Source organism: Candidatus Palauibacter sp. (assembly GCF_965208055.1).
GTDB lineage: Bacteria > Gemmatimonadota > Gemmatimonadetes > Palauibacterales > Palauibacteraceae > Palauibacter.
The window spans coordinates 1,466,981-1,487,632 of sequence record NZ_CBDBNY010000004.1; the positions used below are offsets into that span (position 1 = coordinate 1,466,981).

The 20,652-nt window shown below is 69.8% G+C and carries 16 protein-coding genes; all 16 read right to left on the reverse strand.

The annotated features are described in order from the left end of the window. Window positions 1-16: 16 nt before the first annotated feature. Window positions 17-1,234, reverse strand: coding sequence for a M20 family metallopeptidase (locus ACOGXI_RS06725; RefSeq protein WP_419938101.1), 1,218 nt, complete (start codon window positions 1,232-1,234; stop codon window positions 17-19). A gap of 94 nt (window positions 1,235-1,328) precedes the next feature. Then, window positions 1,329-2,759, reverse strand: a complete 1,431-nt coding sequence (locus ACOGXI_RS06730; RefSeq protein WP_419940168.1) for an amidase — start codon at window positions 2,757-2,759, stop codon at window positions 1,329-1,331. A gap of 31 nt (window positions 2,760-2,790) precedes the next feature. After that, window positions 2,791-3,951, reverse strand: a complete 1,161-nt coding sequence (locus ACOGXI_RS06735) for a serine hydrolase domain-containing protein (protein WP_419938102.1) — start codon at window positions 3,949-3,951, stop codon at window positions 2,791-2,793. Then, the gene (locus ACOGXI_RS06740; protein ID WP_419938103.1) at window positions 3,948-4,748 is read right to left on the reverse strand and encodes a cyclase family protein; all 801 of its coding nucleotides are present in this window, start codon (window positions 4,746-4,748) and stop codon (window positions 3,948-3,950) included. The genes ACOGXI_RS06735 and ACOGXI_RS06740 overlap by 4 nt, the downstream gene beginning before the upstream one ends. A gap of 94 nt (window positions 4,749-4,842) precedes the next feature. After that, the gene (locus tag ACOGXI_RS06745) at window positions 4,843-6,432 is read right to left on the reverse strand and encodes an acyl-CoA synthetase (RefSeq protein ID WP_419938104.1); all 1,590 of its coding nucleotides are present in this window, start codon (window positions 6,430-6,432) and stop codon (window positions 4,843-4,845) included. Beyond that, window positions 6,429-7,325: an FAD binding domain-containing protein gene (locus ACOGXI_RS06750; protein ID WP_419938105.1), complete on the reverse strand. Its 897-nt coding sequence runs from the start codon at window positions 7,323-7,325 to the stop codon at window positions 6,429-6,431. Before ACOGXI_RS06750 ends, ACOGXI_RS06745 begins: the two co-directional genes overlap by 4 nt. Further along, complete coding sequence (locus ACOGXI_RS06755) at window positions 7,322-9,715, reverse strand: molybdopterin cofactor-binding domain-containing protein (RefSeq protein ID WP_419938106.1); 2,394 nt, start codon at window positions 9,713-9,715, stop codon at window positions 7,322-7,324. Before ACOGXI_RS06755 ends, ACOGXI_RS06750 begins: the two co-directional genes overlap by 4 nt. A 16-nt stretch (window positions 9,716-9,731) precedes the next feature. Beyond that, a complete protein-coding gene (locus tag ACOGXI_RS06760; RefSeq protein WP_419938107.1) occupies window positions 9,732-10,277 on the reverse strand; it encodes a (2Fe-2S)-binding protein in 546 nt (181 codons plus the stop codon). Next, entirely contained in the window at window positions 10,274-10,588 is a 315-nt protein-coding gene (locus tag ACOGXI_RS06765; protein WP_419938108.1) for a type II toxin-antitoxin system RelE/ParE family toxin, read from the reverse strand. The genes ACOGXI_RS06760 and ACOGXI_RS06765 overlap by 4 nt, the downstream gene beginning before the upstream one ends. After that, the gene (locus ACOGXI_RS06770; protein WP_419938109.1) at window positions 10,585-10,863 is read right to left on the reverse strand and encodes a type II toxin-antitoxin system prevent-host-death family antitoxin; all 279 of its coding nucleotides are present in this window, start codon (window positions 10,861-10,863) and stop codon (window positions 10,585-10,587) included. The genes ACOGXI_RS06765 and ACOGXI_RS06770 overlap by 4 nt, the downstream gene beginning before the upstream one ends. Window positions 10,864-10,992: 129 nt before the next feature. Further along, window positions 10,993-12,945, reverse strand: coding sequence for an Ig-like domain-containing protein (locus tag ACOGXI_RS06775; RefSeq protein ID WP_419938110.1), 1,953 nt, complete (start codon window positions 12,943-12,945; stop codon window positions 10,993-10,995). 152 nt (window positions 12,946-13,097) lie between these two features. After that, window positions 13,098-13,694 (reverse strand): hypothetical protein, encoded by a 597-nt coding sequence (locus tag ACOGXI_RS06780; RefSeq protein WP_419938111.1) that lies wholly within the window; start codon window positions 13,692-13,694, stop codon window positions 13,098-13,100. Between the two features lie 156 nt (window positions 13,695-13,850). After that, a complete protein-coding gene (locus ACOGXI_RS06785) occupies window positions 13,851-15,014 on the reverse strand; it encodes an ATP-binding protein (protein WP_419938112.1) in 1,164 nt (387 codons plus the stop codon). A 112-nt stretch (window positions 15,015-15,126) separates the two neighbouring features. Further along, the gene (asnB, locus tag ACOGXI_RS06790) at window positions 15,127-16,806 is read right to left on the reverse strand and encodes an asparagine synthase B (protein WP_419938113.1); all 1,680 of its coding nucleotides are present in this window, start codon (window positions 16,804-16,806) and stop codon (window positions 15,127-15,129) included. A gap of 36 nt (window positions 16,807-16,842) precedes the next feature. Beyond that, window positions 16,843-19,173 (reverse strand): choice-of-anchor B family protein, encoded by a 2,331-nt coding sequence (locus ACOGXI_RS06795; RefSeq protein ID WP_419938114.1) that lies wholly within the window; start codon window positions 19,171-19,173, stop codon window positions 16,843-16,845. A 2-nt stretch (window positions 19,174-19,175) separates the two neighbouring features. Further along, a complete protein-coding gene (locus ACOGXI_RS06800; protein ID WP_419938115.1) occupies window positions 19,176-20,618 on the reverse strand; it encodes an MBL fold metallo-hydrolase in 1,443 nt (480 codons plus the stop codon). Between the last annotated feature and the right edge of the window lie 34 nt (window positions 20,619-20,652).

Here is a 20,652-nt window from a genome sequence, read left to right on the forward strand (position 1 = left end):
CTTCCTTCGCGGCGCCTCAGCCCGCCCGTGCGTAGCGGGCCGGCCAGTGGAGGGCGAGGGCCGTGTTGCCGCGGATTCCGGTGGCCAGTTCGTCGATCACGATGTGCTCGTTGACGGTGTGGGCCAGCCGGTCGTCTCCGGGCCCGAAGCCGACCACGGTCATGCCCGCGAGCCCGAAGTGTCCGCCGTCCGTAGCAAAATCCCAGACGTCGACGGGCGGCTCGGCCCCGAGCGGGCCGGTGAGGACCTCGACCGCCGTGCGCACCGCACCGTGGTCGGCGGGTAGCGAGAGGGCCGGGTTGTCGGCCGGATATGTCATCTCGTAGCCGGCATAGCTCGAGCGCTCGTGCTGCGGGATCAGAATGTCGCTGCTCGATCCCTCGATCTCGCACGCGCGCAGCACCGGAAGGAGTTGCTTCCGCAGCGAGGCCGCGTCCTGCCCGGTCACGGTCCTGCAGTCGAGCGTGACCTCCGCCAGACCGGGGATGACGTTGCCGCTGCTCTGGTCCGTCCCGATGAGGGTCGGGGCGATCGAGCACGTGCCCAGATCGGGATCATGCGCGAGGTCGACGTCTTCCAGCGCGGCGAGGAACCGTCCGAGCACGGTCAGCGGGTTGCGGCCGATGTCGGTCATCGAGGCGTGGGCCATCCTCCCCCGCACCTGGACGCGGAGTTCAATCCGGCCCCGGTGTCCGCGACGGACCTCGTTCCGGCTGGGCTCGCCGATCAGGACCAGGTCGGGCCGCAGCGTTTCCGCCATGTAGCGGGCGCCGAGTCCCCCGACTTCCTCCTGGACCGTTCCCGTCACGTAGACGTCGCCGGGGGGCCGCCGGCCGGCGGCGATGAGGCGGGCGATGCCGTGCACCTGGGCCGCGAGCGGTCCCTTGATGTCGATCGCGCCCCGCCCCCACAGCAGGCCATCGTGTATCTCGGCGCCAAAGGGGTCATGGGGCCAGTCCGCCGGATCCCCGGCGTCCACATGGTCGAGATGGGTGTTGAACATCACCGAGGGAGCGTCGCCGTTGCCCCGGATGAGGCCGATGACGTTGCCCGCGGCGTCATCGTCGACCTCGTCGTAGCCGAGGGCGCGCATCTCCGCGGCGACGAGCCTGGCGAGTTCACCCTCTTCGCCGGGCATCGACTGCGTGCGGATGAGGCGCTGCAGGAAGCGGACACAGGCATCGAGTCCCTCGCCGGACAACTCCGGGACGGCGTGGTCGCTTGACATCATCATGATCGGCTCTCGGGGGTTCGGGGGTTGGTCGGCGGCAGCCGCGACCGCGGGAATCTAGCGCGGAACGTTCCCGCGGGAACGTCTCGCCATTCGCTCAGGGGTCGGCTCGGTGGTCGGCTCGGTGGTCGGCCACGACGGGCGGGAGGCCGATGGGCCGCGCCTCCTGGATGGCCGACGCCACCGCGAGCGCGCGCCATTCCCCGCGCGGGGGCCCGACGACCTGCAGCCCGACCGGGAGCCCCGCCGCATCCAGACCCGCCGGGACGCAGGCGACGGGCAGGCCGGGCATCGAGAGCAGGAAGGTCGGGGCGATCCAGTCCACGTACGTCTTCATCGGCCGCCCCCCGACCGTCTCCGGGTAGTTCTGCTCCGCCGGGAAGGGCGGGATCGCCATGCACGGCGTCAGCAGCGCGTCGTACCGCTCGAGGAGGTCGAGAAGCTCTTCCCTCACGCGGCGGCGCACGTTCTCGGCCTCCCCGATCTCGGCCGGGGTCAGCGACAATCCGGAGCGGAGGTTGGCCGACACGTTGGGCCCGAAGGCGTCGATGCGGTGGAGTTCGGCCTCGAAGTGGGACACGAACCAGTGCCCGCGGAGGACGAGAAACGCGTCCCACGCGTAGGAAAGGTCGAGATCCACCTCGTCCACCCGCGCGCCGCCCGCCCGCAGCGACTCCAGCGCCTCGCGGCATGCCGCCTCCACGCCGCCGTCGATTCCGATCCGCGCGATGTCGCCGCAATACGCCCAGCGGCCTCGGGCGAGATCCGTGGCGCCGGGTTCCGGCCAGTGCGGCTCGGGGGCGGAGACGGGCGAGGCCGGATCGGAGCCCGAGATCGCGCGGAGCCCGAAGGCGACATCCTCCGGATCCCGTGCCATGAGGCCGGTCGATTGCAGGTCATCCCACAGGTAGGCGGCCGGGACCGTCGGGACGAGCCCCGGCGTGGGGCGTAGCCCCGCGATGCCGCAGAAGGAGGCGGGGATCCGCAACGAACCGCCGAGATCGGTGCCCTGCGCGAGCGAGATCATCCCCGTTGCGAGCGCGACCGCGCCGCCCCCGGTGGACCCCCCCGCGCTGACGGCCGCGTTCCACGGGTTCCGGGTCACGCCGAACACCTCGTTCCATGTGTTGCCGCCCGCCGCGAACTCCGGCGTGTTCGTCTTCCCGAGGATCACCGCGCCGGCCTCGCGCAGGCGGCGCACGACGAGCGCATCCTCCTCGGGCACGTGGTCCGCGAACAGCGGCGAGCCGTACGTCGTGCGGAGGTCCGCCGTCTCGGTCACATCCTTGATGCCGACGACGAGCCCGGCGAGCGGTCCCGGATCCTCGCCGGCCCCGAGGGTGGCGTCGACCGCGGCCGCCTCCGCCTCCGCCCCGGGGTTCAGGGTGACGACCGCGTTGAGCGCTCTATTGTGCCGTTCGACGCGGGCCACGCAGGCGCCGAGCAGGTCGGCCGCGGCCAGCTCCCCGGCGCGGATGCGCCGAGCCTGCTCCCGCGCCGGGAGCAGCGCCGGATCATCGCGTTCCATCACGGCAGGCGAGTCTCCCCGGCTCCGGCGCCTATGGCAGGAACATCTGGGCGATCGCCTCCCCGTAGCGGGCGGAATCGAAGGGGAGCGCGTTCGTCTGCAGCGCGACCACCACGCCGTAGTCGTCGAAGTTCGCGAGGAAGGACCGTGTCCCCTTCACCGTCCCCGTGTGGCTCGGATAGCGACGTCCCTGCGGATCCGTGCGGATGAACCACGCCAGCGCCTGCTCGTGCGCGATCGGCTCGCCCAGCCCGTCCGGTGACGACGGATCGATCTGCCGGATCCCCGGTTCGAGTTGCGGGCGGTGCATCTCGGCCACCGTCTCCGGCGCGAGCAGCCGCCCGCCGTTGATCGCGAGCGCGAAGCGGACGAGGTCCTCCACGTTCGAGATGATGCCGCCGCCCGCGTACTTGTAGCTCGGATCCTCCGGCGGGGCGTTGATGAAGCGACCGGACTCGCCCCGCATGTAGCCGCGGCCGCGGTTCTGCACGACCCGCGACGGGACGTCGAACTGGGTGGCGAACATCCCGGCGGGCTCCCACACGTAACGCTTGAGGTATTCCTCGTAGTCCATCCCGGACGCCGCCTCGACGATTCCGTGCTGGAGGTTGTGGGCGTGCGAGGAGTACATCCACCCGGAGCCCGTGTCGTAGGCGAGGGGGTCGTCGCGCCACAGCTCCGTCGCCTCCTCGAAGGTGTCGTAGTGCCGCAGGCTGAGCAGGTCGTGGGGACCGAATTCGACGCCGTTGTAGTGCCGGATCCCGGAAGTGTGCGTGAGGATGTGGCGCACCGTGATCGGGAACTCCCGCTCCGGATACCAGGGCATGTACGTCTGGAGTGTCGCGTCGAGATCCACCTTCCCCTGCTCGACGAGCTGCATGAGACCGACCACGGCAAGCACCTTCGACACGGATCCCACGTTGTGGACCGTCCGGCCGGTGGCCGGGGTGCGATGGTCCAGTTCGGCGACGCCCACGCCCTCCGAGAAGACGATCTCCCCGTCCACCGCCACCGCGACAGACAGCCCGGGAAGGTCGTTGTCGTGGCGGATCTGCTCCATGTAGTCGAGCAGCCCGTCCCACGAGAAGCTTTGGGCCGCGAGCGGGGCCGCGGCCTGCGACAGGAAACCGAACGACAGAAGGAGCGACAGCAGCGGCAATGCGTTCGTCCGCGCCCGGCTCTGGGTCGTCATGGTCCACCTCTTTCATCGAGAAACGCCACCACGCGGCAGAAGGCGGCTTCCCCGCCCTTGAACTTCCAGGGGAAGCACCCGATGGTGAGCCGCCGGTTCTGCAGTTCCGGAGCGGCGATCTGTCCGCCGAGGTTCTCTATGTGCATGCAGTTGTGGGGGAAGAGCGCGTTGTGCGTGAGCTGATAGTGCTCTTCGGGAAACAGTTCCTCCACGGCCCCGGCCCCGCCGAACACCTTTTCCGCCATCGCCCGCACGCGGTCGCAGTGTCCGAAGGTGCCCTGCCCGAGGAATCTCCCGATCGGGAGGTTCATGGGATGATCCGTGGAGATCACGTCCACGCCCCAGACCTTGATCTTCCGGTCGATGAGCCACTGCACCATGTCCGGGTGCGCGCCGGGGTGGGTGTGGACGTAGCGCTCCTCGTTCGCCTCGGCGCCGAACTGTGCGAAGCGCTCCCAACCCGTGTGCAGGATCAGGAGGTCTCCGTCGCGGATCTCTACGCGCGATTCGATCATCTCGGGCGTGTACACGGCGAGATCGCCCATCTCGTCGCGCAGGTCGACGATGACACCGTCCCCGTACAGCCACTCCAGGGGGATCTCGTCGATCGTCATCCCGTTGGTTACGAAGTGGCGGGGGGCGTCGAGGTGCGTGCCCATGTGGTTCGAGGTCTGGATGTACTGCGCGTTCACTCCGTGTTCGACCTTGCGCTTGATGTACTTGACCTCGAAGGGGGGATAGTAGGGCCAGAAGAAGCAGTCCTGATTGAGGGGCTGTGAGAGATCGTAGAGTTTCATGAGCGCTCGGCTCCGCCTGGTGCGAGGTTGAAGTGAGGACCGATGGCCGTACGCTCCCCCATCCGGTCGGGGAACGCAATGCCGGGGGCTCGGGTCAGGACGGCCGGGCCCGGACGTTGAAGAGCGCCTGCACGGCCGGCTTGCGCACCTTGCCCATCGCGTTCCGGGGCAGGTCTCCGACGCAGAGCCAGGCGCGCGGCGCCTTGTAGCGCGCGAGCCGCTCGCGGATCCACGGATCCAGCCGTTCGGCGAGCGCGTCCGACCGCGGCGCCGCGTCGGGTTCGGGGACGACCGCGGCGGCGATCCGTTCTCCCCAGTCGTCGTCCGGGATCCCGACCACGGCGCAGTCGCGCACCGCGGGATGCGTGCGCAGGAGTTCCTCGATCTCGACCGCCGAGATCTTGTAGCCGCCGCTCTTGAGGATGTCGACGGAGCGGCGCCCCAGAAGACGGTAGTAGCCGTCCTCGAGGACCGCCTCATCTCCGGTCAGGAACCACCCGTCGACGAAGGCGGCCGCCGTCTCGCGGGGACGGCGCCAGTACTCGGAGAACACCATGGGGCCGCGAACCCGGATTTCGCCCGATTCTCCCGGCTCCCGGGCTGCCACGGCTTCCACGCCCTCTGCAAGCACGCGCCCCGTGGCCGGGCGCACGAGACGCAGGCCGACGCCGGGGAGAGGCTGGCCCACGGTGCCCGGCCGCCGCTCGCCATCGTAGGGATTCGAGAGCCCCATGCCGATCTCCGTCATGCCGTAGCGCTCGAGGAGGCGGTGCCCGGTGATCTCCTCCCACCGCCGGAACACGCGCACGGGGAGGGCCGCCGAACCGGACACCATCAGCCGGAGCGCGCGCACGCCGTGCGACCATCGCTGACGGGTGGCGTCTTCCGCAGCTTCCCAGGCGCGCAGGAGCTTGGCGTAGATGGTCGGCACGGCCATGAACACGCTGATGTCGCCCGAGGCGAGTCGCTCCCAGGTGGGCGCCGGGTCGAACGATCCGCCGAACGCCACCGCGGCCCCCGCGTAGAGCGGACAGCAGAGGGCGTTGACAATTCCGTGCGTGTGATGGAGGGGGAGGACGTGGAGGATGCGGTCGTCCCGCTCCCACTTCCACGCGTCGAGCAGCGACCGGATGTGCGCCTCGATCTGGCCGTGCGTCGTCACGACCCCCTTGGGGCGTCCCGTCGTGCCGCTGGTGTAGAGGATCATCGCGGGCCGGTCCAGCCCGACCGGTGGCAGCGGACCCGGGTCGGGCGCGTCGAACGCGGCAGAGTCTGCGTTCGTTGCGGATGCGTCGCGAGATGCGTCGTGAAACGGGATGCCGCGCTCCCGCGCGGGGCCCTCGATGCGAGCGCCCGTTTCTCCGGCCCCGATGAGCGCGGCGCAGTCCGCGTCGTCGATCACGTATTCGATCTCGCGCGCGGGATGGTCCGGACAGAGGGGCACGGCGATCCCGCCGGCGCGCCAGATGGCCCACTGCGTGACGACGTACTCGAATCCCGGCTCCATGAGGAACCCCACCCGGGCCCCGTCCAGATCGGCGGCACCGGCTTCGGCGAGGAGATGTCGGGCCCGCAACCGCGATTCCGCCTCAAGTTCACCGTAAGTGCGGGACGCGCCGCTCGAGACCACGGCGACGCGGGAGAACCACTCCCGTGACGGATGGAAGAGCGTGGGGCCGGTCAAGGTCGGGCGCGGGCGGCGGCGCGCGACAGCACGCGGGAGGTCAGGACGCGGATCAGGTGCCGGCGGTACGCCTCGTTCGCGTGCATGTCGGGGGCGGGGTCGGAGGTCTCCGCGCACGTGGCGGCGGCGGCTTCGATCGCTTCCGGCGTCGGCTGCGCGCCGACGAGTGTCTGCGCGGCCTCTCTCATCAGACAGGGGGTGGATCCCCCGTTCACGAGCGAGATCGCAGCGTCGTCGCAGACCCCGCCGGAGTCCAGCCGCACCCGCGCCGCGACGCCGGCGAGCGCGTAGTCGCCCCGGCGCCGGGCGATCTCGTCAAAGGCCGTCCCCTCTCCCGCGACGGACGGCGGCACTTCGATCGTGGCCAGGAGTTCGTCGGGCTCGAGGGCGGAGTAGAACGGGCCGAAGAAGAAGTCGTGCAGATCCAGGGTCCGCTGCACGCGAGAGCCGGACTCCCCGTCGCGCGAGCGGCGGGCGATCCTCACGCGCGCCCCGAGCGTGAGGAGGACGGCGGGCAGTTCCGCCGCGGGATCGGCGTGCGCCACGGAGCCTCCGACCGTACCCCGCGAACGAATCTGCGGGTGGGCGATGAAGGGAGCCGTCTCGGCCAGGAGCGGAGCCCGCTGCGCGATGAGCGATTCGTGTTCCAGCTGACGGTGCCGGACCATGGCGCCCAGACGGAGCCCTCCATCCTCCATCTCCTCCACCCGCGCCAGTTCCTCGATCCCGTTCAGGTCCACGAGGCGTTCCGGCGCCGCGAGACGGAAGTTCAGCATCGGGACGAGACTCTGCCCCCCCGCCAGGGGACGTGTCTCCAGCGACGTGTCCGCGAGCGCCTCCAGGGCCTCGTCGAGCGTGGCCGCGGCCACGTACTCGAAGGACGGGGGCTTCACGACACGCCCGCCGGGGGCGCCGCTCGTGGCCCCGAACGCCGCTCCCCATGCGCCTGAAGGAGTTCGAACAGGCGGCGCGGACTCGTGGGGATATCGAGGATCTCGAGTCCCGGTGCGATGTCGGCCAGCGCATCCTCGACGGCCTGCGCGAAGGCGGCCGCCACCGGGATCGCGCCGCCCTCCCCCACCCCCTTCGTGCCGAGAGGGTTCAATGTCGAAGGCGTCTCGAGGTGGGCCGTCTCGATCGCGGGCACGTCGGTCGAGGTCGGGAGCAGGTAATCCATGAACGAGGCGTTGCTCGTGCCGCCGAACTCGTCGAACACGAGTTCCTCGTAGAAGGCGTTCCCGATCCCCGCCGCGACGCCGCCGTGGATCTGCCCTTCCACGATCGTGGGGTTGATGACCGTCCCGCAATCGTGCACGACGAGGTAGCGCAGGATCTCGACCATCGCCGTCTCCGGATCCACCGCGACGACCACGGCGTGCGTTCCGTTCGCGGTCGTCCCGTACGGCGGCCCGAAGTACGAGGTCGCCTCCAGCCCCGGCTCGGTTCCGGGCTCCACGGCCCCGCGCAATGGGTTGGCGGCCAGCGCCAGCGCGCCGAGATCGACGGAGAGGTCCGGGGCGCCTCGCACGCGGGCGGCGCCGTCGGCGAGCTCGAGGTCCTCGGGGTCGACCTCGAGCGCCGCCGCGGCGTGGTCCAGGATCTTCTCGCGCACGGATTGCGCCGCGGCGTGGATCGCGTTGCCGGCGACGACCGCCCCGCGGCTCGCGAAGGTGCCCGTCCCCCAGTGGAAGTCGCTCGTGTCCCCGGTCACGACCCGCACGTCGGACGGCGTCACCCCGATCGCGTCGGCCACGATCTGCGCGAAGGAAGTGAAGTGCCCCTGGCCCTGGGTTCCGACGCCGGTCGCGAGACGGACCGTGCCGCCGGGCTCGACGGTGATGCGGGCGCCCTCGTAGGGGCCGATCCCCGTCCCCTCCACGTAGTTGACGACGCCGATGCCGACCGCGCGCCCGTCCGTCTGCACCCGCTCGCGTTCCCGCGGGAACGTCTCTTCGTAGCCGACGAGGCGGACCGTCTCTTCCAGCGACTCCTCGTAACTGCCGCTGTCGTAGCGGAGTGGGGCGAAGTCCTGGTACATGATCTCGTGATTGTACGGGAACTCGTCCGGGCCGATCACGTTGCGCCGCCGGATCTCGACCGGATCGAGGCCGAGGCCGCGCGCCGCGAGGTCGAGCAGCCGCTCCATGACGAACACGCCGTGCTGCCGGCCGGCGCCGCGCACCGGCGTGACGATCGGCTTGTTCGTGAACGCGACCCGGAACTCGCTCTCGTAGTTCGGCACCCGGTAGGGCCCGAGAAGCGTGCACTGGGTGTTGATGGGGATCGTGAGCCCGTAGGGGTCGTACGCGCCGGAATCGTGGATGAAGAGGTCCCGCACGCCGAGGATCCGGCCCTCGCGCGTGACCGCGATCTCCGCCTCGTGCAGTTGCCCCCGCTCCTGGGTGGTGGCGAAGAAGTTCTCGTACCGGTCCTCGACCCACTTCACGGGCCGCCCCAGCTGGATCGACGCCCAGGGGACGAGGATCTCCTCCGCGTAGAACATGATCTTCGGGCCGAAACCGCCGCCGACGAAGGGGGCGACGAACCGCACCTGCGACTCGGACAGGCCGAGGGCCGCGGCCACGACGTTGCGCACGGGGATGGGAGCCTGCGTCGTGTCCCATACCTGCAGCCGGTCGGCCCGCGCATCCCACTCCGCCACGACGGCCCGGTTCTCGATCGCGCCCCCGATCCCCCGGTCGTAGGAGAAGCGGCGCTCCAGCACGAGGTCGGCCCGCGCGCGGGCTGCGGCGTAGTCCCCCTTCGCCTGCCGGACGTGCGCCGCGAGGTTCGACGGGAGATCCTCATGCACGCGAGGCGCATCCGCATCGAGCGCCCGCCCGAGATCCACGACGGGATCGAGCGGTTCGATGTCGGCCTCCACGAGTTGGGCCGCGTCCTCGGCGACGTAGCGGCTCTCCGCGACGATCATGGCCAGCGCCTCGCCCTGATGCCGGATCCGTTCGCGGACGAGGGGGAGCGCCGTGCGCGCGTGGAACACCAGTCCTTCGAGCGGCGGCGGCGGCACGAGTACCGCGCCGGGCCGGAGGAGCGGGCCGAGGTCGGCCGCCGTGAAGACAGCGTGGACGCCGGGGTGCGCCCGCGCGCTCTCCACATCGAGGCTCCGCAGCCGTCCGGCCGGAAGGTCGCTCCGCACGAAGGCGACGTGCAGCGCGCCCGGCGGCTCCACGTCCTCCACGAACTGCGCGCGGCCGGTCAGCAGCCGCGCGTCCTCGTTGCGTGGCACCCGCGCCCCGACCCACGTCCCGCCCGCACGGCTCATGCGCGACCCGGCCGGCTCACGGCTCGCCCTCCCCACCGGCGGCGGGACCGTCGGCGGCGGGGCCAGCCGCTGCGAGGCGCTCGGCCGCCAGCGCGACCCCTTCGACGATGTTGTGGTAGCCCGTGCAGCGGCACAGGTGCCCGGACACCGCCTCGCGGATCTCCTCGCGCGAAGGCGCCGGGTTCTCGCGCAGGAAGGCCTCCGCCGTCATCAGGATCCCCGGGGTGCAGAAGCCGCACTGCAGCCCGTGCGCCTCGTGCAGCGCCCGCTGGACCGGGTGCAGGTCCTCGACGGAGAGCCGGCCGCCGGGGCCGCCGGCCGCCAGCCCCTCGACCGTCGTCACCTCGTGACCGTCGATCTGCACCGCGAACATGAGACAGGCCCGCACCGGTTCCCCGTCCAACTGCACCGTGCACGCCCCGCACACCCCGTGCTCGCAGCCCACGTGCGTGCCCGTGAGCCCCACGTCGGAGCGCAGGAAATCCGACAGGAGCAGCCGCGGCTCCACTTCGCCGGACCACTCGACGCCGTTGATCCGGGCGGAGATGCGAATTCCGCTCACAACGGGACCACCTGTCCCCTTGCAGATTCCCGTTCACGCACACAAGGAGGTTCGTAACGGTCGCGCTCGGCCCCGTGTGCGGCGTGCACCACATCGATGACGGTGACCACACGGGCATGAACGTCTTCACCCTCGAAATCACCCACGATCCGCAACGCATACGGGTGAGTCTTGAGGGTGTCGGTGCTCCGCATGATCCGCGTGAGCCATTCGTTGGCACGGCGGGTTCCGGAATACTGCATGATGTAGCGGGTAGTTTCCCGGAGCGAAGAGAGAGCCCTGGGCGAGAACTCGACGTCGAATCGGTTCACACGTCCAGGCCAAACTCATCCGCCAAGGCACGGATTGCCTCCGTGGCCGGGATACCGCGCTCACCAGCTCTATACCCGCGAATCGCCTCCTGCCACAGGTGGCCCCGCTCGGCTGAGTGGACGAGGAAGTCGTAGCGTTCCGGGCTCATGACGACCAGCGCGGCCTCGCCATTCTGGGTAATGGTTTCAACGCGGCCCTCGCGGATGCGCTCAAGGTGCTCGCTCGTGCGCTGTCGGAAATGGCTGAGCCCGTACGTGTCCTGGGTGCGATGCATCGGCGCCTCCATACGTGATTCGTAACAAATTCAGTATGTCGCGGCGTCGTCCAAGTGTCCAGGAGACCGGAAGGAGCACGCCGGGGGCGCGGGCGGGGGGATTCCACGGAAGCCGCAGCCGGCCGGCCGCTACGGGACGAGTTCCTGGCGCGGCTGGAGCTTCACCGCCCACAGCCCGCTGAAGTACTCCGCGAAGAAGAGGTTCCCCTTGTGGATCTGCGGACCCCAGGTGAAGGGCGCGTTCGCCACCACCCCGTCCGGATCGTACGCCATGTAGCGCGCGATCTCACGACCCTGCTCGCCCAGGTTCCCCTTCAGTTCTCCGGAGATGTCGAGTACGCGCAGCCCGCCGTTGTAGAACGCCGCGTAGAGCTTGTCGTCCTCGATCCACATGTTGTGCGAGCCCGCCTCGGGGATGTCGTAGCGGGCGACTTCCTCCGGGTTTTCGGGATCCGTGAAGTCCACCACATGGATGTAGCCCGACATGAACTGAGGCGTCCGCTCCGGATCCTGTCCGTCGAAGCCCGGGCGCCCCGCCTCGTCTCCCATGAACACGTAGAAGCGCCCGGTCGGACTCCGGTACGGGAAGGCCGCGTGCGTCCGCCCGCCGATGTCGCGGAAGCGCGCGATCTCGACGGGATTGGACGGAGAGCCGCCGCGGTCGCCGCCGCCCACGTCGATGAGCACGACCCCGTCGCCCCAGTTCGATGTGTAGGCGATCCCGTCCACGATCCAGATGTCGTGGATCGCGTGCCCCGGCGTGTCGAGTTCGAACCGGCCCACACGGTGCGGGCTGGCCGGATCCTCGATGTTGATCACGTCGAAACGGCGCCCGTTGTTCACCGCGTACACGTGGTCCTCGTGGATGAAGAGGTTGTGGACGCCGCCCGTAAGCTCGTCGTCGAACACGGAGATCGTCGTCACGTCCCGCGGGTTCCGGCAGTCGAGGATGACGATCCCGTTGCGGCGGTTCGAGGCCCCTTCGCGCGAGATCACGCAGATCTCCCCGTCCTCGCTCACCTTCACGTCGTTCGTCGTGCGTGCATCGACCACGACGGAGTCCGTGAGGACGGGACTCGCCGGATCCGTCACATCCCAGAAATAGACCGCGCCCGCCGCCGCGTGCGTGCCGGTGATCGCGTAGTCGCGCCCGTCGACGCCCTCCCACACCCACAGGTCCGAGGTGCGCTCGTTGTTCACCTGTCCCTGTCCCACGAACGTCACTTCCTGCGAGGCGTGTCGCGGATGGACCTCCAGCGAGGTGCGCGCGGCGCGGCCCGGCACGTTGGCGACGACCGTGTACACGCCGGGGAAGTACGCCACGAACCGGCCCTGCTCGTCGATCTCCGCCGGGGGAATGTCCGCCGTCGCCTCAATGGAGGGGTCCGACATCACGGTCCAGGTGACCGGAAGGTCGCCCACGGCGCCGCCCATCGCGTCCTCGACCATCGCCTCGAAACGCACCACGTCGCCCGTTCGCGCCCGCTCCGCGCTCCCCGACACCGTGAGGCGGGCGGCGGGGTTCTCTCTGACCTCGTAGGGCACGTCCGCGGAGATGCCTTCCGCCTCTGCCTGCAGCACCACCTGTCCCGGAGCGTGCGCGGTGAGGATGCCGAACCGGTCCACCGTTGCGACCCCCTCGTCCGACGTGGACCAGCGGATCTCGCCATCACGCTCATCATCCGCCGTGTCGAGCAGCGTCGCCCGGTGGCGCGTCGCGACGCCCACGTACGTCGACCCGTCCGCCGGCGTCACATCGATCCGGTCCAGCGGGGGGAAGGCCACGCTCACCATCGCCTCGCCGCGCAGGCCGCGCGCCGTTGCCACGATGGCCGAAATCAGGAACTCACCGCCCTTCACGGCTCGCACCCGGCCGGTCGCGCGGTCCACGTCGATGCTCTGACGCGCGCTCCCGCTCCGCCCGTCCGCGAACGCCGGGAAGAACAGGACCTGTGCTTCGAGCACGTTCCCCTCCGCATCCAGGACGCGGGCTTCCAGCGTGGCCTCCTCCCCTACCTCCAGCGACAGCGCGCCGGGCACGATCTCGACCGAGACCGCCTCCTGCGCCGCGGCGGGAGCCATCGCTGGAAATCTGGCGGCTGACACCAACAGGAGGGTGAGGACTACGGGGCGGACGGGCATCTTCATCGTTCGACCTTCGTGTCGGGGGAGTGCGGATCAGACGCCCCAAGATGTCCGGTTCGGAAGCTACGGCGCAAACCAGTCGGGGATCTCTAAACGGCTTGGGCGATCGCTCCCAGTGCACGCTGGCGCTGCTTGGCGCGATCGTCGAGCACATCTTCCTTCGCTGCCATGATCGCGCCACGAACCAGATCACTCCTGGTGGCGCCCGCCGTCCCGACGGTGGCCTCACACAGCCAGACGAGAAGCTCCGATGGCACTCGTAAACGCAGATTCTTCCGACACTTTCCCGTCGCAAGTCGGCTCTTGGAGAGCGCACGCAGCCGATGAACCATATCGGCGTCGGAGGAGGCCAAGGTCAGGTAGTATCGAATAACCGCAGGAGCGAACTGCTTGGGCGCCGCGTGATAGCGGTCAGCAACGAGGTGAAGCACGTCGTCGAGTTCCCGAGGCATCCGGACGCTCATCACCTTCTCCTTCGTCGCGTCCCTCGCCGCTTTCAGTTTCGGCGTCGACTGGGCGGGCACCGTCAGCACTTCTCCGGTTTCGGAGTCCACGCCGACAAGGACGTTCCTCACCGTGGCTTTCGACTTCTCGAGTTCGACCGTTCGGTACTCGTAAACGACTTCGACGCGCCCGCGTTCGGGTGCCAACGCGTACCCGCGATCTCCTTCACGCAAGATCTTCATCTCAACTCTCTGTTCGATGAACGCTTATGAACATCGCCTTCCGGTCGTCCCGGCTGGACTCAACGAAGTACACCTTGATGTACCACCGTTCCTCTCGAACCGTTGGCCTAAAGGTGGAGCTGTCCCGCTTTCACGGACACCTTCGCTCTTCACACTCTACACGACCCGCCACCACGGGGCGGCGAGTGCGTGCGGGCCGAGCCACTCGAGCGAGGTCCCGGTGTGGAGCAACAGGCCGGCGCGCGCCATCTCGCCGTGCTCGTCCCGGAACGTCTTCAGGTGCCGTGCGTCGCGGAGGCGAGGTCGTGTCGTGGCCTTGACTTCGATCGGCAGCAGCGAGTCTCCCGTCTCGATCACGAAGTCCACCTCCTCCCCTACCGTGGTGCGCCAGTGCAGGATCTCCGCCCGGCCAAGTCGGGCGTCACGCCAAGCCAGCAGGCTCTGCAGCACGAGGTTCTCGAGGTGGGCTCCGCGGGGCTCGCCTTCCCCGGCGAGGCTCAGCGCCAGACCGGTGTCCCCCCAGTAGAGTTTGGGGGACTTCGTGAGTCGTTTGGTGCGATTGACCGAATAGGCGGGAATCCGCACGAGGAGATACGACGTCTCGAGCAGGTTCAGGTATCGGTTGACCGTCGGCTGCGGGAGCCCGATGTCACGCCCGAGCGCCGTCTGGTTTACGAGGCCGCCGATACGCAGGCAGGCTGCCCGCATCAGGCGCCGGAAGTCCGGGAGGGCGGTGATCGAGGAGAGCGCCTGCAGATCTCGTTCCAGGTACGTCCGGACGTAGCCATCGAACCAGATTTCGCGCTCTCCGGCATCGCGGAGATGGACGGCGGGTACCGGAAAACCCCCACGCCGGGCCAGGGCGCGCCAGTCCTCGGCGTCGGCCGGCTCCGCGCCGAGGAGATCGCGCCAACCGGCGTCACCGGTCTCGATCAGATCCTCCCAGCCGCCGCCCTTCCCTCGCCCCAGCTGCTCCTGGCGCGTCATCGGCCACAGGGTCAGATAGCTGGCCCGCCCCGCAAGCGACTCCGAGACACGGCGCATCATGAGCAGGTTCGCGGAGCCCGTGAGCAGGAACTGGCCAGGTCGGCGATCACTATCGATCGCGCGCTTGACGGCGCTCAGCAGACCCGGCTCACGCTGGACCTCATCGAGCGTCACATGCTCCGCTCCCCTCACCAGGGAGTCGGGATCGCGCCGAGCCAGATCGAGCAGGTCAAGGTCGTCAAGCGACAGATAGCGACGCCCCTCCGGCCCGCACTGGCGCGCGAGCGTACTCTTCCCGGTCTGGCGCGCCCCGGCCACGACGACGGCGGGCATGACCCGCATCCTGGCCTTGAGAGCTTGCGTCACGAAACGGGGGAGCGGAGATATATTCATGGCGTGAATGATAATCATTCATACCGTGAATAGAAAGATCGACTCCGAGCCTTCAGTAGCTGTCGGCGTGGACGCCCTGTACTGCCCGGCCTGACGGGTCGGCCATGGCGGCGAAGGCGGGGTCCCAGGCGATCGCGGCGGGGGTGCTGCAGGCGATGCTCGGGCCCTCGGGGACGCAGCGCACCGCCGGCTCGCCGGGGAAGTGCGACGCGAAGATCGAGCGGTAGAGGTACGCTTCCTTCGTGAGCGGCGTGTTGGTGGGGAAGCGGGCCGCCGCGCGCGCCAGCTGTCCGTCGCTGACCTCGGCCTCGGCGATCTCCTTCAGGCTGTCGATCCAGGAATATCCCACGCCGTCGGAGAACTGTTCCTTCTGGCGCCACAGGATCTCGTCCGGGAGGAGTCCCTCGAACGCCTCGCGCAGGATGTGCTTCTCCATGCGTCCGTCCGCCGGTCGCTTCGACTCCGGGTCGAGGGCCATCGCGACATCGAGGAACTCGCGGTCGAGGAAGGGGACCCGCGCCTCGACGCCCCAGGCCGCCATCGACTTGTTCGCCCGTAGGCAGTCGTACTTGTGGAGCTGGTCGAGCTTGCGGACGGTCTCCTCGTGGAACGCCCGCGCGTCGGGCGCCTTGTGGAAGTAGAGGTAGCCCCCGAACACCTCATCCGCGCCCTCCCCCGAGAGCACCATCTTGATCCCCATCGCCTTGATGCGGCGGGCCATGAGGTACATCGGCGTGGACGCCCGCACCGTCGTCACGTCGAACGTCTCCAGGTGCCGGATGACGTCGGAGACCGCGTCGAGCCCTTCCTGCAGCGTGTAGACGATCTCGTGATGCACGGTGCCGATCGCGTCCGCGGCGGCGCGCGCCGCCTCCAGGTCCGGGGCCCCGTCGAGTCCGATCGCGAAGGAATGAAGCCGCGGCCACCACGCCTCCTCCGTATCTCCCGTCTCCACGCGGCGGCGCGAGAACTTCATGGCCAGCGCCGAGATGATCGACGAGTCGAGGCCGCCCGAGAGGAGCACGCCGTAGGGCACGTCCGACATGAGCTGCCGGTGGACCGCCTCCTGCAGCGCCTTCCGCACGCGCTCGGGATCCGCCGGGCCGTCCGCCACCGCCTCGTACTCGCGCCACCCCGGTCGATAGTACGGGACCGGCCGGCCATCGCCGCCATGGCTGTCGAGCAGGTGCCCCGGCGGGAAGTCGTGGATCTCCGGGCAGGTGTCGATGAGCGCCTTCATCTCCGAGGCGACGTAGAAGCGTCCTTCCGTGTCCCGGCCCGTGTAGAGCGGCATCACGCCGATCGGATCGCGCGCGATCAGGTAGCGGTCGCGGGTCTCATCGTAGAGGGCGAAGGCGAAGATCCCGCTCAGCTCGTTGAGCCACTCCGCAGGGGCGTCGGGCCGCCCCTCGTACAGCGCGAGGATGACCTCGCAGTCGGAGCGCGTCCGGAACTGGTAGCCGCGCGCCGCGCCCCGCTCCAGCTCCGCGTGGTTGTAGATCTCCCCGTTGACCGCCAGCACCGTCGTGCGGTTCGGTCCGAAGAGGGGCTGCGCGCCGCTCTCCACGTCGACGATGGAGAGCCGCTCGTGCGCGAGGATCGCGCGTTCGCCCGCGTAGATCCCGCTCCAGTCCGGGCCCCGGTGCCGCTGGCGCCGCGAAAGGTCGAGCGCCCGGCGGCGGAGGCCCGTCGCGCCCGGTTCGATCTCGAAGATGCCGAGGACGGAACACATGATGGGAAGCGCCCGCCTCAGACCCGGGGGAACCGGTTAGGGGACAAGTCGCTCTGCCCGCGGCTTCACGAGAAACAATCCCTCGCGCCGGCTCGAGAGCAGGATCGTCCCGCTCTCGAAGTACGGATAGACGCTCCACGTCCCGTCGAAGCCGGCCGCATCCTCGCTCCAGGGCGTGGTGTCGAAGCTCCCCGCCTCCATCGGATTCTCGGGGTCGCTGATGTCGAGCACGCGCAGGCCCGCGCGGTTGTTCGACATGTAGAGGCGGTCGCCCCGCACGTAGAGGTTGTGGTCCGTGACGCTGGTCGCGCTGTAGTACTCCCGCACGAGCAGGGGATCGTCGAGGTCGCGCAGGTCCCACACGAGCGTCCGGGTCCGGTCCACCTGCCCGCTCACCTCGTCGAGTTCATCGTTGGAGTAGAAGTACGCGTGGTCTTCCGTGAGCCAGCCCTGGTGCGCGTAGGCCACGTTCGGGTATTCGGCGCGCGCCACCGCGACCGGGTTCGACTTGTCCGTCACGTCGGCGATCGAGATCGCCGTCTCGTTCGCGTTCACGCAGATCTCGCGGCCCGCGTAGTCCTCGTCCGGGCCGTGGTAGACGACGCACTGCGTGTCGTGCGAGTTGCCGGTGTTGCGGCGCCCGGTGTTGGGATGGGCGAAACAGCCGACGAACATTGGATTGAGCGGGTCGTTGATGTCGACGATGTGCGACCCGCCGCCGCACGTCTCCCCTCCGCCGGACGCCCCCACGAGGTAGGCGAACCCCGTCGCTTCGTTGATCGCGACGTTGTGGACCGAAGCGACATCTTCGTACAGCGCCGTGGGTTCCCAGTCGCGGGGCTCGGTGACGTCGCGCAGCTGCGTGAGGTCGAAGATCTGCATCCCGTGCTGCCCCGCCCCGTCGGCGACGACGAACATGTGGTCCCTGAACACCTTCATGTCGCGCCACGTGTTGGATTGGCTGCCCGGTGTCTTGGCGAAGTTGCCGAGATAGCGCGGGTTGAACGGGTCGGTCACATCGACGAACGCGATCCCGTCCATGCGTCCGACGAGCCCGTACTCCCGCCCCGTCGACGGATCGGTCCAGCCCCACACGTCGTTGAGGCGGACGCCGCGGGGGGCGCCGAGTTCCTCCCGGGGGATGAAGGAGAGGAGGTCCACGCGGTCGCAGTCGAATCCCTCGGCGAGCCCCTCCTCGCAGTCGATCTGGCCGCCCGAGATCGAGGAGAGGCCTGCCTGCTCGCTCACGAGCCGGATCAGCCCGGACCCGTCCATGAGCACGGCGGACCCGGCTCCGAAGTCGTCGGCGGGCAGGCCCGCGACGACCCGGCCGCCTCCTGCGGCCACCACGCGCCCCGTCCGGACCGGTTCCTGGCCCGGCATGTCGAACCCGGCACCGACGGTCCAGCCGTCCTCCGATCGTTCGACCCGATACACGAGGCCCCTGCCGGAGGCCAGGGGCGCACCGACCCACGCGGTGGCGCCGTCCACGGCGAGCGCGGCCCCGAAGGCGGTGGGCGCCGGGTTGTCGGGCGCCACGGTCCCGGCGGGCTGCCATTCCCCGTCGGCGTCCCTCGCGAACCGGTGGACCGCGCCGAGCCCGGCGTCCTGTCCGGCCGCGCCGACCAGCGCCTCGTCGCCCGCAAACGCGACGGCCGACCCGAAGGCGCGCCCTTCGGCGCCGTCATCGCCGCCGAGTTGCGCGACCTGCCGCCATCCGGCGGCCGCGTCGAAGTGAAAGAGGTACGCCTCGCCCCGAGTCTCGTCGACGAGCGGCGCGCCGACGAGCGCGAGGTCGCCGGCCAGCGCGACCGAGGCCCCGAACCCCGCCGGCGCGGCGTCCGCCGCCAGCCGCGCCGCCTCCTCCCAGCCCCCGCCCGCGCGCCGGTAGGCGACGACGACATCCGCCCCGCCGGGGCCGTCCGAGGCCGCCACGAGGAGGTGCGTGTCCCCCGCGGCCAGCCCGCGCCCGAACTCCTCCAGTCCGGGAGAGGCGATCTCGGTCGCGTGTCTCCATTCGCCGTCCGCGCGCTCGAACACGTGCACGGCGCCCGCCCCCGGCGCGCCCACGAACAACCGGGCGCCGGCGGTCGCGAGCGCGACCCCGAAGCGGTCTCGCACGACCGCGCCCGGCGCGTACAGCACCTGGGCTTCGGTCCAGTCGCCGGGGCGGAAGACGCGCACGCTTCCGGGCTCACGCTCGGAGGTGGGCTCGCCCACCAGGACTCCGTCCTCGACGATGACGACTGAACTGCCGAACCCCTGCCCGGCCAGCGCCGCGGGACCCGTGATCGACGCCAGGACGGCGAAGGCGGCGACGGCGGCGATGGCGGCGGCCAACGAGCGGATCTTCATGACTGTGACCATGATCAAGGTCCTCCGGTTTCCAGCGATCCCGCGTACGCGGTGAACAGGTCGTTGATGTAGCGGACGTCGCGCCCCTCGCGGGCCAGGTAGCTCGCCGCCACCGCGGCGCGCGCGCCGCTCAGGCAGTGTACGAGCAGCGAGCCGTTCGACGGCAGCCGGTCCGTGTAGTCGGGCAGCCGCGTGTAGGACGCGTTAACCGCCCCGGGCAGGTGCGACGCCGCGTACTCCGATGCGTATCTCACGTCGAGCACGTCGCCGTGCCCCTTCGTCGACAGCCGGCTCGCGGCCTCGAGGTCGATCTCCGGAATCGCGGCCGCTTCCCCGCCTTCGGCAAAGTACCGCTCGAGCGCTTCCGGCTCCACGAAGCCCTTCACGTCGTCGAACCCGATCCGCACCAGACGCCGCACCGCCCACTCGAGATCGCGCTCATCGATGACGAGCGTGACCGCCGCGCCCTCGGGCAGCACCGAGCCGACCGCCGTGCAGAACGACTTCGTGAGCGGAACGTAGACCGAGCCCGGGAGGTGCCGGGCCATGAACGCCGACCGGTCCGGTCGCGTGTCGATCACGACTTCGGCGGCCGTCGAATCGGCCCGTGCGAGTGACGCCGCTTCCTCGGGCGCGAGCCGGCGTGGCTGCGGGAGGCTGGCCAGCACGCGGGCGCCGTCCCGGTTGTCCCGCTTCATGCGGGCGAAGTACATCGGCGGCTCGGGCTGTCCCTCGAGGATGTGGGAGACGAACGCGTCCTCCCCCCGAAGCGCCGCCGCGATCGCCGGGCTGAAGCGCCGTTCATAACCCACGGTCGTCTCCGGCACCGCCCCGAGCGCCTTCCCGCACGAGGATCCGGCGCCGTGGGCCGGCCACACCTGCAGGTAGTCGGGCAGGTCGAGGAAGCTCCGTACCGAGCCGAACAGCCGGCGCGCGGCGGGAGCCATCGCCCCCCTGACCCGGGCCGCCGTCTCAAGCAGGTCCGGCCGGCCGAGATCGCCCACGAAGACGAAGTCCCCCGAGAGGAGGCCCATCGGCTCGTCGGCCCCCGCCCCGCGGTCCGTGACGAGAAACGACATGTGCTCGGGCGTGTGTCCCGGCGTGTGCAGCGCCCGGAAGTCGATGTCGCCGATCTCGAAGCGGGCGCCATCCCGGAGCGGGACGTGGTCGTAGCCGCCGTCGCGGGCCCACTCGTACCGCCAGTCGGGGCCGCCCTCGTCCGAGAGATAGAGCCGGGTCCCGAAGCGTTCGGCGAACTCCCTCGCGCCGGAGAGGAAGTCGGCGTGAATGTGCGTCTCGGCCACGGCGACGACCCGCAGGCCCTCGCTCGCGGCCAAGTCCGCGTAGCGGTCGATGTCGCGCTGGGGATCGAAGAGGATCGCGTCTCCGGTACGCTGGCACCCGATCAGGTACGCGTACTGCGCGAGCGTGTCGTCGAAAACCTGTCGAAAGAACATTCCGTCGAAGCCGCCTCTCGAAGCCCCTCCAGCC

Bases quoted from the DNA above. Each gene is read 5' to 3' on its own strand.
- ACOGXI_RS06725 (WP_419938101.1), bottom strand. From the start codon at position 1,234: ATGATGATGTCAAGCGACCACGCCGTCCCGGAGTTGTCCGGCGAGGGA.
- ACOGXI_RS06730 (WP_419940168.1), bottom strand. From the start codon at position 2,759: ATGGAACGCGATGATCCGGCGCTGCTCCCGGCGCGGGAGCAGGCTCGG.
- ACOGXI_RS06735 (WP_419938102.1), bottom strand. From the start codon at position 3,951: ATGACGACCCAGAGCCGGGCGCGGACGAACGCATTGCCGCTGCTGTCG.
- ACOGXI_RS06775 (WP_419938110.1), bottom strand. From the start codon at position 12,945: ATGGCTCCCGCCGCGGCGCAGGAGGCGGTCTCGGTCGAGATCGTGCCC.
- ACOGXI_RS06795 (WP_419938114.1), bottom strand. From the start codon at position 19,173: ATGGTCACAGTCATGAAGATCCGCTCGTTGGCCGCCGCCATCGCCGCC.
- ACOGXI_RS06800 (WP_419938115.1), bottom strand. From the start codon at position 20,618: ATGTTCTTTCGACAGGTTTTCGACGACACGCTCGCGCAGTACGCGTAC.
- ACOGXI_RS06755 (WP_419938106.1), bottom strand. From the start codon at position 9,715: ATGAGCCGTGCGGGCGGGACGTGGGTCGGGGCGCGGGTGCCACGCAAC.
- asnB (WP_419938113.1), bottom strand. From the start codon at position 16,806: ATGTGTTCCGTCCTCGGCATCTTCGAGATCGAACCGGGCGCGACGGGC.
- ACOGXI_RS06785 (WP_419938112.1), bottom strand. From the start codon at position 15,014: ATGCCCGCCGTCGTCGTGGCCGGGGCGCGCCAGACCGGGAAGAGTACG.
- ACOGXI_RS06770 (WP_419938109.1), bottom strand. From the start codon at position 10,863: ATGCATCGCACCCAGGACACGTACGGGCTCAGCCATTTCCGACAGCGC.
- ACOGXI_RS06780 (WP_419938111.1), bottom strand. From the start codon at position 13,694: ATGAAGATCTTGCGTGAAGGAGATCGCGGGTACGCGTTGGCACCCGAA.
- ACOGXI_RS06740 (WP_419938103.1), bottom strand. From the start codon at position 4,748: ATGAAACTCTACGATCTCTCACAGCCCCTCAATCAGGACTGCTTCTTC.